Here is a 14,715-nt window from a genome sequence, read left to right as displayed (position 1 = left end):
GTTACTCCTTTTCCTGCTGCTCGGGGCGCCAGGTTCTCACCGCCCAGATCAGCAAACCGATAATGAAGAACGCGCTGGGAGCCAGCAGGAACAGGCCGTTCGGCAGATACCAGCCGCCGTTTTGCACGGTATCGAGCACGGTGATGCCAAACAGCTTGCCGCTGCCGATGAGCTCACGCAGAAAACCGACCGTCAGCAGGATCACGCCATAGCCGAGACCGTTGCCGATGCCGTCCATAAAGCTCGCCAGCGGCGGCATTTTCATGGCATAGGCTTCTGCGCGCCCCATCACGATGCAGTTGGTGATGATCAGGCCGACAAATACCGACAGCTGTTTTGAGGTTTCGTAGGCAAAGGCCCGCAACAGTTGATCCACCACGATCACCAGCGAGGCGATGATCGCCATCTGCACGATGATGCGCACGCTGTTGGGGATGTGGTGGCGGATCATCGAGATGAACATGCTGGAAAACGCCGTCACCAGGGTGACGGCCAGGGTCATCACCACCGCAGTTTCCAGCTTGGTGGTGACCGCCAGCGCTGAACAGACGCCCAGCACCTGCAGGGTGATCGGGTTGTTGGCGATGAGCGGCCCGATAAGAACCCGTTTAACTTCTTTCAGTTCGCCCGCATCAGCCATTGTTCAGCTCTCCTTCACGTACCTTTTTAAGAAAGGGTCCAAAACCCAGCTCACCCATCCAGAAATCAAAGCTGTGCTGCACGCCGTTTGAGGTCAGCGTGGCACCGGACAGGCCATCGACGGCGTACTCATCGCCCGGTCGCGCGGCCCCTTTCATCACCTTCAGCGCCGGCTGGCCGTTATCATTCAGCACTTTTTTGCCGACAAACTGCGCCCGCCAGGCCGGGTTTTCCACTTCACCGCCCAGCCCGGGGGTTTCGCCCTGATCGTAGTAAGTGATGCCTTTAACCGTGCGGCCATCGGTGTTGAGGGCGACAAAGGCATACATCATCGACCACAGCCCGTTGCCGTACACCGGCAGGACCAGCTCCTGAACGCGCTTTTGCTCATCGCGCACCAGATAGATCTCCGCCGTATTGCTGCGGCGCTTAATGCCAGCCGGATCCTGGCTGGCTTCAAGTTCGGTGCTGCGCTGCGGATCTTTCAGCGCCTGCGCCTGGTTGTAGCTGGACGGATCGCTCTCCAGCAGCTCGCCGGTATTGAGATCCACCAGACGCGGCGTGATGCGTTCAGCAAAGATCTGCGCCACATCATCGGCGCTCATTTCGCCCTGCATCAGCCCGGCCACCGCCAGAATGTTACGCTGCTTGTCGAGAGCGCGTTGCTCCTGCTGGCGCGACTTGAGGCCTACCGCAGAGCCCGCCACCACGATGGAGCAGACCAGACACAGCACGACGACCACCATCAGCGTCTTGCCGATGCTGTCATTATTTTTTATCTCAGCCACGCGCCTTCCTCCGTTTGATGTTGGCCCGTACTACCAGGTAATCGAACAGCGGCGCAAACAGGTTGGCGAACAGGATCGCCAGCATCATCCCTTCCGGATAGGCCGGGTTCACCACGCGGATAAGCACGCACATCACGCCAATCAGCGCCCCGTACCACCATTTGCCTTTGTCGGTAAAGGAGGCCGACACCGGGTCGGTGGCCATAAACATCATGCCGAAGGCAAAACCGCCCAGCACCAGATGCCAGTACCACGGCATGGCAAACATCGGGTTGGTCGCCGAGCCAATCAGGTTAAACAGCGTCGCGGTGAGGATCATGCCGAGCATCACGCCCGCCACAATGCGCCAGGAGGCGACGCGGCCAAACAGAATAATGGCGCCGCCAATCAGGATCATCAGGGTCGAGACTTCACCTATCGAGCCCGGGATGGTGCCGATAAAGGCATCGAACCAGCTGACCGGCTGCCCGGTGGCGTTGTTGACCAGCGCCTCGCCACCGTGGGCGGCCCACTGCGACAGCGGCGTCGCACCGGAAAAGCCGTCTGCCGCCGACCAGACCAGATCGCCGGAGATTTGCGCCGGGTAGGCAAAGAACAGGAACGCGCGTCCGGCAAGGGCCGGGTTAAGGAAGTTGCGGCCGGTACCGCCGAAGATCTCCTTCGCCATCACCACGCCAAAGCTGATGCCCATCGCCGCCTGCCACAGCGGCAACGTTGGCGGCACAATCAGGGCAAACAGAATGGAGGTGACAAAGAAGCCTTCGTTGATCTCGTGCTTGCGGATAATCGCGAACAGCACTTCCCAGAAGCCGCCGACCAGAAATACCGTCAGGTAGATGGGCAGGAAGTAGACCGCCCCCAGGGTCATCATGCTGATCCAACCGGCATCAGGGGTAAAGCTGACGCCCAGCATCTGCGCCACCCGGTAGTGCCAGTCGCCTGCGATAATCTGCGGCAGCTGCTGGGCATCATACAGATGCGTCAGCGCCGGGATGGTCTGCAGGCCGACGTTGTACATGCCCCAGAACATCGCCGGGAACACCGCGAACCAGACGAGGATCATCATGCGCTTGAGGTCGATGCCGTCGCGCACGTGCGCGGCCCCTTTGGTGACCTGGCCTGGCGTATAGAGGAGCGTCGCGGTCGCTTCAAACAGCGGGTAATACTTTTCCAGCTTGCCGCCTTGGGTAAAGTGCGGCTCCAGCTTTTCAATGAAATGTTTCAGGCCCATCAGTTATCCTTCCTGCTCAATGCGGGTTAACACCTCGCGCAATACCGGTCCGTATTCGTATTTACCGGGACAAACGTAGGTGCACAGCGCCAGATCTTCTTCGTCCAGCTCAAGGCAACCCAGCGCCTGAGCGCCATCGGTATCGCCCGCCAGCAGATCGCGCAGCAGCAGGGTCGGCAGGATATCGAGCGGCATCACGCGCTCGTAGTTGCCGATAGGCACCATCGCCCGCTCGCCGCCGTTGGTATCGGTGGAGAAGTTAAACAGCTTGTTGCGCAGGAAGTGGCCCAGCGTGGTGCGGGTAACGGAGAACTTCTCTCTGCCGGGCATCACCCAGCCAAACAGCTCTTTCTCGCGCCCTTCTCTTACCACGCTGACCTGTAAATGAAAGCGCCCGAGCCAGGCCTGCGCGCCTGTGGCATGCCTGCCGCTCAGTACGGAACCCGAAATATGACGGTTTTCGCCCTCCAGGGTTTCGTCCACCAGCAGGTCGTTGATGTCTGCGCCCAGGCAGGTGCGCACCAGGCGCGGGTTGCGCATCTGCGGGCCGCCCAGAGCGATAACCCGCTCGGTGCAAAGCTCGCCGGTGAGGAACTGTTTGCCGATGGCGATAACGTCCTGGTAGTTCAGATGCCAGACCTGTTTTGTCAGGCTGACGGCTTCCAGGAAATGGATGTGCGTCCCTGGCAAGCCTGCCGGATGTGGCCCGGCGAAGGCGTTAAACGTCACTTTCCCCTGCGGATGTCCGCCCAGCTTGCCGCCGCCCGCCTGGCAGACATGTACTTTGCCCTCCGTCAGGCGCGTGAGGATCGTCAGCCCGGCATCAAATGCCTGACGCTGCGCCAGGATAATCGGCTGCGGGTCGGCGCTAAGGGGATTGGTGTCCATGGCGGTGACGAAAATGGCAGCCGGCACGGTGCCGGGCACCGGGGTTTTGCTGAAGGGACGGGTACGCAGCGCCGTCCACAGGCCTGACTCCAGCAGCTGCGCCTGCACGGCCTGGCGGGAGAGCGTGGGCAGTTCAGCGACATCGTGGCGAGTAAACTCGCGCTGGCGATCGCCTTCCACGCGGATCACCACCGATTGCAACACCCGGCGCTCGCCGCGATGGATAGCCGCGATCGTCCCGCTGGCGGGTGCGGTAAACAGAACGCCGGGATTTTTTTTATCCTCGAATAGCGCCTGGCCCTTAATGACGCTGTCGCCTTCCTGCACCAGCATGGTGGGACGTATACCCACATAGTCGTCCCCGAGGATCGCCACATGGCGAGGTGTCGCACAGGGCGAAATCTGCTGTACGGGGATGCCGGAAATCGGCAAATCAAGTCCTTTTCTGATTCTAATCATAGTGTTATTTGTTATCCATGAATAACCGTTCCGGCCAGAAAGCCGGACGAGTCAGAAGTCGTTGCACAGGATGAAGAAAGGCGGCGAGAACTCGCCCGTGTGACCAGCAGGATCGCGGATGATCCTGAAAAAGCTTCCTTTCTTACCCTTCGGTCATAAGACGGGCGCAGTGTACCATTTTCACCGATCGGGCGGCAGCGATAACGCAGCGGCGGGTGCTAAAATGCGACCGATTACGCAAAGTTCTCAAAGCCAGCGAGGTTAAACCAGGTTATAAGGTAAAACTATTTTGTAAACCGACGTGCTGACGCTTGCGAAAAAATGCAGTGGTGCTAATGTGAGCACGCCTAATGCAGATAAATCTGATTTCGGGTCTCTTTTGCCGTCCTGGCAAGTTGGTTATGTTTTATCAAGGAACATGTAGTATGCGTAAAATCGCATTGTTCATTGCGATGCTTCTTATTCCGTGCGTTTCGTTTGCCGGGCTGCTCAGCAGCAACAGCTCTACGACGCCTGTAAGCAAAGAATACAAGCAGCAGTTGATGGGCTCTCCGGTCTATATCCAGATCTTTAAGGAAGAGCGCACGTTAGACCTGTACGTGAAGATGGGTGAGACGTATCAGCTGCTGGACAGCTATAAAATCTGTAACTACTCCGGCGGCCTCGGCCCGAAACAGCGTCAGGGCGATTTTAAAAGCCCGGAGGGGTTCTACAGCGTTCAGCGCAGCCAGCTCAAACCAGACAGCCGCTTCTATAAAGCCATCAACATCGGCTTCCCTAATGCCTATGACCGTGCCCATGGTTATGACGGTAAATACCTGATGATCCACGGAGCCTGTGTTTCCGTTGGCTGCTACGCCATGACCGACAGCGGGATTGATGAGATCTTCCAGTTTGTGACCGGCGCGCTGGTGTTTGGCCAGTCTGCGGTGCAGGTAAGCATCTATCCGTTCCGGATGACCGACGCCAATATGGCGCGTCACAAAACCTCGTACTACGCGGATTTCTGGAAGCAGTTGAAGCCAGGTTATGATTACTTCCAGCAGACGCGTAAGCCGCCGACCGTTTCGGTAGTGGATGGACGTTACGTAGTCAGCAAGCCGCTGAGCCACGAAGTCGTCCAGCCACAGCTGGCGTCAAACTACGCGCTCCCCGAGACAAAATAAGATCCACTCGCCTGGCATAATCTTTTGCCAGGTTTCGTTGCCCGTCAGCGGCTGCGTCGCAATCACAGTGACCACATCGTTCGGTGTGGTCTCTGTCTGAAAATCAATTTCCACATCCTGATCCAGAAGCTTTGCCACGCCGAACGGTGCCCGCCGGGTGATCCAGAACAGGTTCGTGGAGCAGAACGCCATCACGTAGCGCCCGTCAGACAACAGCATGTTGAACACGCCCTTCTCACGTAGCTCGGACGCCAGCGACGCAATGTATTTAAACACCGCGGTCATGTTGCTGGGGGTACGGGGATAACGCTCGGTCAGCTTGTGCAGCAGCCAGCAGAAGGCCTTTTCACTGTCGGTTTCCCCTACCGGGCGGAAGTTGCCGGTTTCCAGCGACTTATAGCCGCTCAGCTGGCCGTTATGGGCGTAGGTCCAGTTGCGTCCCCACAGCTCGCGGGTAAACGGATGGGTGTTTTCCAGCGCGACTTCGCCGCGGTTGGCCTGGCGAATGTGGGCCACCACCGAGCGGGATTTAATCGGATAATCCTGCACCAGTTTGGCTATCGGTGAGTTGAAGCTGGGTTGTGGATCCTTGAACGTGCGACAGCCTTTCCCTTCGTAGAAGGTGATACCCCAGCCGTCTTTATGCGGCCCGGTTCCTCCACCGCGCTGCACCAGCCCGGTGAAACTAAAGCAGATATCGGTCGGCACATTGGCGCTCATCCCGAGCAGTTCGCACATACATCACCTCCACAACAGCGGGGGGCGCTAACCCCCCCAGCGAAGTCTTATTTAACCATCTCTTTTTCGATCAGCTGGATCAGGATGTGAATAACTTTGATATGAATTTCCTGAATACGGTCAGCGTAACCGAAGTGAGGCACGCGAATTTCGATATCCGCCGTACCGGCCATTTTGCCGCCGTCTTTGCCGGTCAGAGTGATGACTTTCATCCCCTTCTCACGTGCCGCGTCAATTGCCTTGATCACGTTGCCGGAGTTGCCGGAGGTGGAAATCCCCAGCAGGACATCCCCTTCACGGCCCACCGCTTCAACATAGCGGGAGAAGATGTGATCGTAACCGAAGTCATTGCCCACGCAGGAGATGTGGCTGACATCAGAGATCGCAATCGCCGGGTAGCCCGGGCGGTTTTCACGATAACGACCGGTCAGCTCTTCGGCAAAGTGCATGGCATCGCAATGTGAACCGCCATTGCCGCAGGAGAGCACTTTACCGCCCGCTTTGAAGCTGTCGGCCAGCAGGACCGCCGCGCGCTGAATAGCGTGAATATTGGCTTCATCTTTCAGAAAGTTAGCCAGCGTTTCCGCCGCTTCGTTCAGTTCGTTACGAATAAGATCCTGGTACATGAGGATAATCCTTCAGTATTGATGAAATAACAGAGCAAGTTTACCGGATAGCGGGAAAAGCGAGAAGCTAAAGCCGCATGAATCGACGGGCGTTTTGCTTATTTGTGCCGCGTAAAACATGAACAATGTGAACCAGGTTGTAATTATTTTGTGAATGCATTGCTAAAAGAAATAACATCCACTACAACCATATCATCACAAGTGGTCAGACCTCCTACAAGACAGGGAGCATTTCTTTATGATGATTTTAAGTATTCTCTTATCCGTTGTTCTGCTCGGGGTGTTGTTCTATCACCGGGTCAGCTTACTTCTGAGCAGCTTCATCTTACTGGCCTGGACGGCTGCGCTTGGCGTCGCCGGCATCTGGACGACCTGGGTGCTGGTCCCGCTGGCAATCATGCTGGTGCCGTTCAACGTCCGCTCCATGCGTAAGTCGCTGATTTCAGCTCCGGTATTTCGTGGCTTCCGTAAGGTGATGCCGCCGATGTCGCGTACCGAGAAAGAAGCGATTGATGCAGGCACCACCTGGTGGGAAGGCGAGCTGTTCCAGGGTAATCCTGACTGGAAAAAGCTGCATAACTATCCGCAGCCGCGCCTTACTGCTGAAGAGCAGGCGTTTATCGATGGTCCGGTTGAAGAAGCCTGCCGGATGGCGAATGACTTCCAGATCACCCATGAGATGGCCGATCTGCCGCCGGAACTGTGGGCATTTTTAAAAGAGCATCGCTTCTTCGCGATGATCATCAAGAAAGAGTACGGCGGGCTGGAGTTCTCTGCTTACGCTCAGGCTCGCGTACTGCAAAAGCTGGCTGGCGTCTCCGGGATCCTGGCGATCACCGTTGGCGTGCCTAACTCCTTAGGTCCGGGCGAACTGCTGCAGCACTACGGTACTGAAGAGCAGAAAGATCACTATCTGCCGCGTCTGGCACGCGGTCTGGAAATCCCCTGCTTCGCACTGACCAGCCCGGAAGCGGGTTCCGATGCCGGTGCCATCCCGGATACTGGCGTGGTCTGCATGGGCGACTGGCAGGGTGAGCAGGTGCTGGGCATGCGCCTCACCTGGAACAAGCGTTATATCACTCTGGCGCCAATCGCTACCGTGCTGGGCCTGGCGTTTAAACTCTCTGACCCGAACAAGCTGTTAGGCGGTGAAGAGGATCTGGGCATTACCTGTGCGCTGATCCCTACCTCTACCCCGGGCGTGGAAATTGGTCGTCGTCACTTCCCGCTGAACGTGCCGTTCCAGAACGGCCCGACCCGCGGTCAGGATATCTTTGTGCCGATTGATTACATCATCGGCGGCCCGAAAATGGCCGGTCAGGGCTGGCGTATGCTGGTGGAATGTCTGTCTGTTGGCCGCGGCATTACCCTGCCGTCGAACTCAACCGGCGGCCTGAAATCGGTGGCGATGGGGATTGGCGCTTACGCCCACATCCGCCGTCAGTTCAAAATCTCTATCGGTAAGATGGAAGGGATTGAGGAGCCACTGGCCCGTATTGCAGGCAACGCCTACGTGATGGATGCCGCAGCATCTTTGATTACCTACGGCATCATGCTCGGCGAGAAACCGGCCGTGCTGTCGGCAATTGTGAAGTACCACTGTACCCACCGTGCGCAGCAGTCGATCATTGATGCGATGGATATTGCCGGCGGCAAAGGCATTATGCTCGGCGAAGGCAACTTCCTGGCGCGCGGCTATCAGGGCGCACCTATTGCCATCACCGTGGAAGGGGCCAACATTCTGACCCGCAGCATGATGATCTTTGGTCAGGGTGCGATCCGCTGCCATCCATACGTGCTGGAAGAGATGGCGGCCGCGCAGAATAACGATGTTGATGCGTTCGATAAACTGCTGTTCAAACACATCGGTCACGTCGGCAGCAACGAAATGCGCAGCTTCTGGCTGGGTCTGACCCGCGGTTTGACCAGCGCCACGCCAACCGGCGATGCGACCCGTCGTTACTATCAGCATCTGAACCGTCTGAGCGCCAACCTTGCGCTGCTGTCCGACGTGTCGATGGCGGTGCTTGGCGGCAGCCTGAAACGCCGGGAACGTATCTCCGCGCGTCTGGGTGATGTGCTGAGCCAGATCTTCCTCGCCTCGGCGGTACTGAAACGCTACGACGATGAAGGCCGTCATGAAGCGGATCTGCCGCTGGTGCACTGGGGCGTGCAGGATGCGCTCTATCAGGCAGAGCAGGCCATTGACGATCTGCTGGTGAACTTCCCGAACCGCTTTGTCGCAGGTGCCCTGCGCGTGGTCATCTTCCCGACCGGTCGTCACTATCTGGCGCCGTCCGATAAGCTGGATCATAAAGTGGCGAAGATCCTGCAGGTGCCGAGCGCAACCCGCTCCCGTATCGGTCGCGGCCAGTATCTGACCCCGAGCGAGCATAACCCGGTGGGTCTGCTGGAAGAGGCGCTGCTGGATGTGATGGCGGCCGATCCGATTCATCAGAAGATCTGCAAACAGCTGGGCAAAAACCTGCCGTTCACCCGCCTGGATGAGCTGGCGAAACAGGCCCTGGCTGGCGGTATCATTAATAAAGATGAAGCCGCCCTGCTGATCAAAGCTGAAGAGAGCCGTCTGCGCAGTATTAACGTTGATGATTTCGACCCGGAAGAGCTGGCGACGCAGCCGGTAAAGCTGACAGAAATCGTACGTAAACCTGAAGCCGCCTAACCTGTTTCAGCACTAAACAACCCCGCCTGGTGCGGGGTTTTTTTATTGCCACCCGTTTCTCTGATTGTCGTGCTACAGTGTCAAAATGTGGTTCTTCGAGGAGTCTTACTGTGCCTGGTTTGAAGATTACGCTTTTGCAACAACCGCTGGTGTGGATGGATGGCCCCGCCAACCTGCGCCATTTTGATCGTCAGCTGGAGGGGATCGCCGGGCGCGATATCATTATCCTGCCGGAAATGTTCACCACCGGGTTTGCCATGGAAGCGGCAAAACAGTCCCTGCCGCAGGAAGATGTGGTCGCCTGGATGCAGGCCAGAGCCCAGCAAACCCAGGCGTTAATCGCCGGGAGCGCCGCGCTACAGACTGAACGTGGGCCAGTTAACCGTTTTCTGCTAGTTGAGCCCGAGGGCAAGGTGCACTTCTACGATAAGCGCCACCTGTTCCGCATGGCGGATGAGCACCAGCATTATGAAGCGGGTAACGAGCGGCTGGTGTTCGAGTGGCGCGGCTGGCGCATTCTGCCGTTAGTCTGTTACGACCTGCGCTTCCCGGTGTGGTCGCGTAACCGTAACGATTATGACCTGGCGCTGTATGTCGCTAACTGGCCAGCTCCACGCTCGCTGCACTGGCAGGCGCTGCTGACCGCACGGGCGATTGAGAACCAGGCCTATGTTGCGGGCTGCAACCGGGTCGGTACCGACGGCAACGGGCATCACTATCGTGGCGACAGCCGGGTGATTAACCCGCAGGGCGAAATCATCGCCACCGCAGAGCCGCACCATGCGACGCGCATTGACGCCGAGCTGTCGTTGACGGCCCTGAGAGAGTATCGGGAGAAGTTTCCTGCCTGGCAGGATGCGGATCCGTTTAGCATCAACTAAACAACTGCCGGGCGGCACCAGCGCTGCTTGCCCGGCCAAATCAGCAGCACGATAAAATGAGAAAGGCCTGAATCATTGCTGATTCAGGCCTTCTGAATAGTGGCGGAACGGACGGGACTCGAACCCGCGACCCCCTGCGTGACAGGCAGGTATTCTAACCGACTGAACTACCGCTCCGCTGTGTTCCCTTGGGAACGAGGCAGATATTACGGTTTGCCTCCGATCCCGTCAATGCTTTTTCTCTGCTTTTGAATCGTTTGCTGCAAAAACGATCCAAACGGTTATTTTACCAGCATTTCCGCCGCGTTTAACCGCGCCAGAGGCAGCTTCCGCCCTTCTTCTGCACCAGATCGAGACGTGATTCATGAGCCACCAGCTCTTCATCGCTGGCGAGAATGACGCGTAAGGCGCTGGACTGACGAATAATGCGCTGGATTTCGCCCTCCCCGACCTGCTGCTGCGAATCGTTATCGGCATTAAAGGCCAGGGCTGTCTGGCCACCCGTCATGATCAGGTAGACTTCGGCCAGGATCTGGGCATCGAGTAATGCCCCGTGCAGCGTTCGTTTGCTGTTATCTATTTCATAGCGCGAGCACAACGCATCGAGGCTGTTACGCTTGCCGGGGAACATCCTTCTCGCCATCGCCAGACTGTCGGTGACTTTACAGAAGGTGTCGGTCTTCGGCAGGCCGCGGTTGAGCTTGCTGAATTCATAATCCATAAAGCCGATATCAAATGAGGCGTTATGAATGACCAGCTCGCCGCCTTTGATGTAGTCGATGAATTCATCGGCGACGTCGGCAAAGGTGGGTTTATCCAGCAAGAATTCATCTGCGATACCGTGAACGCCAAAGGCTTCCGGGTCCACCAGCCGGTCTGGCTTCAGGTAGACGTGGAAGTTATTGCCGGTAAGACGGCGGTTGATCACCTCTACCGCACCGATCTCGATGATCTTGTGCCCTTCATAGTGAGCACCGATCTGGTTCATACCCGTGGTTTCGGTATCGAGGACGATGATCCTGTCGGCGTTATGTGTGTCTGCAATACTCATTCTGAAAACCTGCTCTGTTCAACGGCGACATTGTAAACAACCTGACCAGGCGTTCAAAGGCTAATTCGCATCGACTCTATTTTGCAGTGCTGATGGCGACCATTTATGTCAGACTTACCGTTTTGATTACAGGATGTCTGCCAGGATGCGTAAACAGGTAGAGATTTACACCGACGGATCGTGCCTCGGCAACCCGGGCCCGGGGGGGATACGGTGCGATTTTGCGATATCGCGAACACGAAAAAACCTTCAACGAAGGTTATCGTCTGACCACTAACAACCGTATGGAGTTGATGGCTGCGATTGTGGCCCTCGAGGCGCTGAAAGAGCACTGCGATATTGTGCTGAGCACCGACAGCCAGTATGTGCGCCAGGGGATCACCCAGTGGATCCATAACTGGAAAAAAAGGGGCTGGAAAACCGCTGACAAAAAACCGGTTAAGAATGTCGATCTCTGGCAGCGCCTGGATGCGGCACTCAGCCAGCATAAAATCCAGTGGGAATGGGTGAAAGGCCACGCGGGACACCCCGAGAACGAACGTTGCGACGAGCTGGCCCGCGCTGCCGCCATGAATCCGCAGCATGAAGACGTAGGGTATAAACCAGAAGCTTGATCAGGGCTTACGGTATTGTCGCGTGGCGCCCACGGCGGCACGCAGCCGCGTTTTCGCCTTGCTTTGCTTCATGGGATTGAGCGTCAGGGGGATGGTTCGCTTACGCGCCACAATCAGCTGCATACAGCCCAGCGCCGGGAAATGGGTGGTGAGCATCTTCCCGCCCTGCCGCGTCCAGGGTAAGACCTGAAAACCGCTATGATGCATCACCTCAAAGTTGAGCAGCGACAGCCAGTCCAGCTGGCGCATCAGGGTGAACATCCGGCTATTGTACGGCGGGGTACGGCGCAGCACCGGCACCAGCTTGCGCAAGCCCATCAGACTCATCGGATTAAATCCGCTGATCACCAGCCAGCCGTCGTCAATCAGTACCCGGTCGGCTTCGCGAAGTAACCGGTGCGGATCGTCGCACCAGGGCAGCGAATGCGCCAGCAGGCAGGCAACCACGGACTTTTCCGCAAACGGCAGATGCAGCGGATTGGCCTTCACCTGAACCGGCTCCCCCCCCAGCGAAACGTTGACCTGATGTGAAATCCCACAACTTTCAGTGTTGATTTCCGCGCTCAGATTGCCAATCTTAAGCAGGTGAAAACCATACATTTTCGCGAACCAGGGCTTAAGCTGCTGCTCAAGCGCTTCGCGATAGTATTCACCCCAGGGCAATTCCGCCCAATGTGCTGGTGCTGAGACAATCTGAGGTATCCTTGCCGGTTTCATCAAAACACCCGCCACGCTATGAGAGGTAATGTATGAATCTTATCAGTATTCCTGCTTTTCAGGACAATTACATCTGGGTTTTAACCAATGATGAAGCTCGCTGCATCATTGTCGATCCTGGCGAGGCTGAGCCGGTGCTGAAGGCCATTGAGCAAAACCAGTGGCAGCCGGAAGCAATACTACTGACCCATCATCACCACGACCATGTGGGCGGCGTGGCGGCGATCTGTGCAAAATTTCCGCATCTTGTGGTCTACGGACCCGCTGAGACACAAGATAAGGGGGCCACACGCATAGTCGAAGATGGAGAAAAGATCCTCATTCTTGAGTCGGAGTTTTCCGTAATTGCCACCCCGGGTCACACTTTAGGACATATCTCGTTCTTCAGTTTTCCTTATCTTTTCTGTGGTGATACCATGTTCTCTGGCGGCTGCGGAAGATTGTTTGAAGGCACGCCAGCCCAGATGTACCAGTCCTTCCAGAAAATTAACGCCCTTCCCGAAGACACCCTCATTTGCTGCGCACACGAATATACTTTAGCGAATATGAAGTTTGCAATGCACGTTCTGCCGCAGGATGTGGCGATTCAGGATTATTACCGCAAAGTTAATGAGTTACGTGCAAAAAACCAAAAAACACTCCCCGGAATTCTGAAAAATGAACGTAAAATTAATTTATTTCTCAGAACAGATGATATTGATTTAATTAACAAAATTAATGAAGAAACAAATATGCAACAACCAGAAGAGTTTTTCGCGTGGTTAAGGGCCAGGAAAGATAACTTCTGATAATTGCGTGTTGCCTTTTTAAATATTCGTCGTTATCATCGCTCGTCTTTTAAGCAACTATTGACACACACATGAAGGCAAAAGCGATATTACTCGCCTCTGTCCTGCTTGTGGGTTGCCAGTCGTCTCAGAACACTGGCAACGTACAACAGCACGCACAGAGCCTTTCTGCAGCTGGTCAAGGGGAAGCAGGGAAGTTTACAAGTCAATCGCGATGGGCAGACGATGGGACGTCTTTCGCACAGGATCAAGACTTGTGGGTCTCTATTGGCGACGAGCTGAAGATGGGAATTCCGGAAAACAGCCGGATTCGCGAACAGAAACAGAAGTATTTAAGCAATAAGAGCTATCTCCACGATGTAACTTTACGGGCAGAGCCGTATATGTACTGGATAGCAGGGCAAGTTAAGAAACGTAACATGCCTATGGAACTGGTACTACTACCCATAGTGGAGAGCGCTTTTGACCCACATGCAACGTCTGGCGCCAAGGCCGCAGGTCTTTGGCAGATCATACCGAGCACAGGGCGAAATTATGGTTTGAAACAGACCCGCAACTACGATGCGCGTCGTGATGTGGTCGCTTCGACGACTGCAGCACTCGACATGATGCAACGTCTGAACAAGATGTTCGACGGTGACTGGTTATTAACTGTCGCGGCGTATAATAGCGGTGAGGGTCGTGTACTGAAGGCAATGAAAGCGAATAAAGCACGGGGTAAACCCACCGACTTTTGGTCGCTTCCACTGCCACGGGAAACCAAAATATACGTACCAAAAATGCTGGCTTTGAGTGAGATTTTCAAAAACAGCGAACAGTACGGCGTGAAGCTGCCGACCTCGGACGAAAGTCGTGCGCTGGCGAGAGTGCGTATCAACAACCCTGTTGAACTGCGACAGGTTGCGGATATGGCAGGTATCTCGGTCACCAAACTGAAAGCCTTTAACGCAGGTGTGAAGGGCTCTACGTTGGGTAACAGCGGACCTAAATACGTTCTGGTGCCGCAGAAACACGCTGAACAGTTACGGGTATCTCTGGCAGCGGGTGAAATTGCTGCGGTTCAGTCTACGCTGATCGCGGATAATTCACCGGTTAACAGCCGTAGCTATCAGGTACGTACAGGCGATACGCTTTCAGGTATTGCGTCACGTCTTGGCGTGAGCGCAAAAGATCTGCAGCAGTGGAACAAACTGCGCGGCTCTACCCTGAAAGTGGGTCAGAACCTGACGATTGGCGCGGGTAACAGCGCGCAGCGTCTCGCCAATAACAGCGATAGCATTACCTATCGCGTGCAAAAAGGCGATTCGCTCTCCAGTATTGCTAAGCGTCACGGCGTGAACATCAAAGATGTGATGCGCTGGAACAGCGATACCGACAATCTGCAGCCTGGCGATCGGATAACGTTGTTTGTGAAAAACAACGCCACCCCGGATTCCTGATTTCAGA

At 56.0% G+C, this 14,715-nt stretch carries 13 protein-coding genes, 1 tRNA gene and 1 pseudogene; 6 read left to right on the top strand and 9 right to left on the bottom strand.

The genetic code is table 11. The features are described 5' to 3' along the window. Position 1: 1 nt before the first annotated feature. The 4 genes from AAHB66_RS04350 to AAHB66_RS04335 are packed head-to-tail and all read right to left on the bottom strand — an operon-like array spanning position 2 to position 4,005. Positions 2 to 640, bottom strand: coding sequence for an NADH:ubiquinone reductase (Na(+)-transporting) subunit D (locus AAHB66_RS04350; protein WP_032616678.1), 639 nt, complete (start codon positions 638 to 640; stop codon positions 2 to 4). Next, on the bottom strand, positions 633 to 1,427 hold the full coding sequence (locus tag AAHB66_RS04345; protein WP_347115321.1) for a Na(+)-translocating NADH-quinone reductase subunit C: 795 nt from the start codon (positions 1,425 to 1,427) through the stop codon (positions 633 to 635). The genes AAHB66_RS04350 and AAHB66_RS04345 overlap by 8 nt, the downstream gene beginning before the upstream one ends. Continuing rightward, positions 1,420 to 2,658 (bottom strand): NADH:ubiquinone reductase (Na(+)-transporting) subunit B, encoded by a 1,239-nt coding sequence (locus AAHB66_RS04340; protein ID WP_347115320.1) that lies wholly within the window; start codon positions 2,656 to 2,658, stop codon positions 1,420 to 1,422. Before AAHB66_RS04340 ends, AAHB66_RS04345 begins: the two co-directional genes overlap by 8 nt. A 3-nt stretch (positions 2,659 to 2,661) precedes the next feature. Next, on the bottom strand, positions 2,662 to 4,005 hold the full coding sequence (locus tag AAHB66_RS04335) for a Na(+)-translocating NADH-quinone reductase subunit A (protein ID WP_347115319.1): 1,344 nt from the start codon (positions 4,003 to 4,005) through the stop codon (positions 2,662 to 2,664). A 425-nt stretch (positions 4,006 to 4,430) separates the two neighbouring features. Between AAHB66_RS04335 and dpaA the strand changes: the two genes are divergently transcribed. Further along, positions 4,431 to 5,171: a peptidoglycan meso-diaminopimelic acid protein amidase gene (gene dpaA, locus AAHB66_RS04330; protein WP_347115318.1), complete on the top strand. Its 741-nt coding sequence runs from the start codon at positions 4,431 to 4,433 to the stop codon at positions 5,169 to 5,171. Here the strand turns inward: dpaA and AAHB66_RS04325 are convergent. Next, positions 5,142 to 5,909: a class II glutamine amidotransferase gene (locus AAHB66_RS04325; protein ID WP_337016514.1), complete on the bottom strand. Its 768-nt coding sequence runs from the start codon at positions 5,907 to 5,909 to the stop codon at positions 5,142 to 5,144. The two genes, dpaA and AAHB66_RS04325, sit on opposite strands and share 30 nt — an antisense overlap. 47 nt (positions 5,910 to 5,956) lie before the next feature. Further along, a complete protein-coding gene (lpcA, locus tag AAHB66_RS04320) occupies positions 5,957 to 6,535 on the bottom strand; it encodes a D-sedoheptulose 7-phosphate isomerase (RefSeq protein ID WP_347115317.1) in 579 nt (192 codons plus the stop codon). Positions 6,536 to 6,773: 238 nt separating this feature from the next. On the opposite strand from lpcA, the gene fadE reads away from it, so the two are divergent. Then, entirely contained in the window at positions 6,774 to 9,218 is a 2,445-nt protein-coding gene (fadE, locus tag AAHB66_RS04315; protein ID WP_347115316.1) for an acyl-CoA dehydrogenase FadE, read from the top strand. 110 nt (positions 9,219 to 9,328) lie between these two features. Further along, positions 9,329 to 10,099 (top strand): amidohydrolase, encoded by a 771-nt coding sequence (locus tag AAHB66_RS04310; protein ID WP_142488328.1) that lies wholly within the window; start codon positions 9,329 to 9,331, stop codon positions 10,097 to 10,099. A 100-nt stretch (positions 10,100 to 10,199) separates the two neighbouring features. Here the strand turns inward: AAHB66_RS04310 and AAHB66_RS04305 are convergent. Then, positions 10,200 to 10,276, bottom strand: a tRNA-Asp gene (locus AAHB66_RS04305). Positions 10,277 to 10,406: 130 nt separating this feature from the next. Then, positions 10,407 to 11,150, bottom strand: a complete 744-nt coding sequence (gene dnaQ, locus AAHB66_RS04300; RefSeq protein WP_347115315.1) for a DNA polymerase III subunit epsilon — start codon at positions 11,148 to 11,150, stop codon at positions 10,407 to 10,409. A gap of 145 nt (positions 11,151 to 11,295) precedes the next feature. Here dnaQ and rnhA point away from each other — a divergent pair. Next, positions 11,296 to 11,764: pseudogene (rnhA, locus tag AAHB66_RS04295) on the top strand (ribonuclease HI). Here rnhA and AAHB66_RS04290 read toward each other — a convergent pair. Continuing rightward, complete coding sequence (locus tag AAHB66_RS04290; protein WP_347115314.1) at positions 11,765 to 12,481, bottom strand: class I SAM-dependent methyltransferase; 717 nt, start codon at positions 12,479 to 12,481, stop codon at positions 11,765 to 11,767. A gap of 32 nt (positions 12,482 to 12,513) precedes the next feature. Between AAHB66_RS04290 and gloB the strand changes: the two genes are divergently transcribed. Both gloB and mltD read left to right on the top strand, forming a co-directional pair. Next, positions 12,514 to 13,269: a hydroxyacylglutathione hydrolase gene (gene gloB, locus AAHB66_RS04285; protein ID WP_347115313.1), complete on the top strand. Its 756-nt coding sequence runs from the start codon at positions 12,514 to 12,516 to the stop codon at positions 13,267 to 13,269. 71 nt (positions 13,270 to 13,340) lie between these two features. Beyond that, positions 13,341 to 14,708 (top strand): murein transglycosylase D, encoded by a 1,368-nt coding sequence (gene mltD / locus AAHB66_RS04280; protein ID WP_347115312.1) that lies wholly within the window; start codon positions 13,341 to 13,343, stop codon positions 14,706 to 14,708. The last annotated feature ends 7 nt before the right edge of the window (positions 14,709 to 14,715 follow it).

It is taken from the genome of Leclercia sp. S52 (assembly GCF_039727615.1).
Taxonomy (GTDB): domain Bacteria; phylum Pseudomonadota; class Gammaproteobacteria; order Enterobacterales; family Enterobacteriaceae; genus Enterobacter; species Enterobacter adecarboxylatus_B.
Note: the sequence above shows the minus strand (reverse complement) of the source record. Positions and strands in the feature narration are given on the sequence as shown.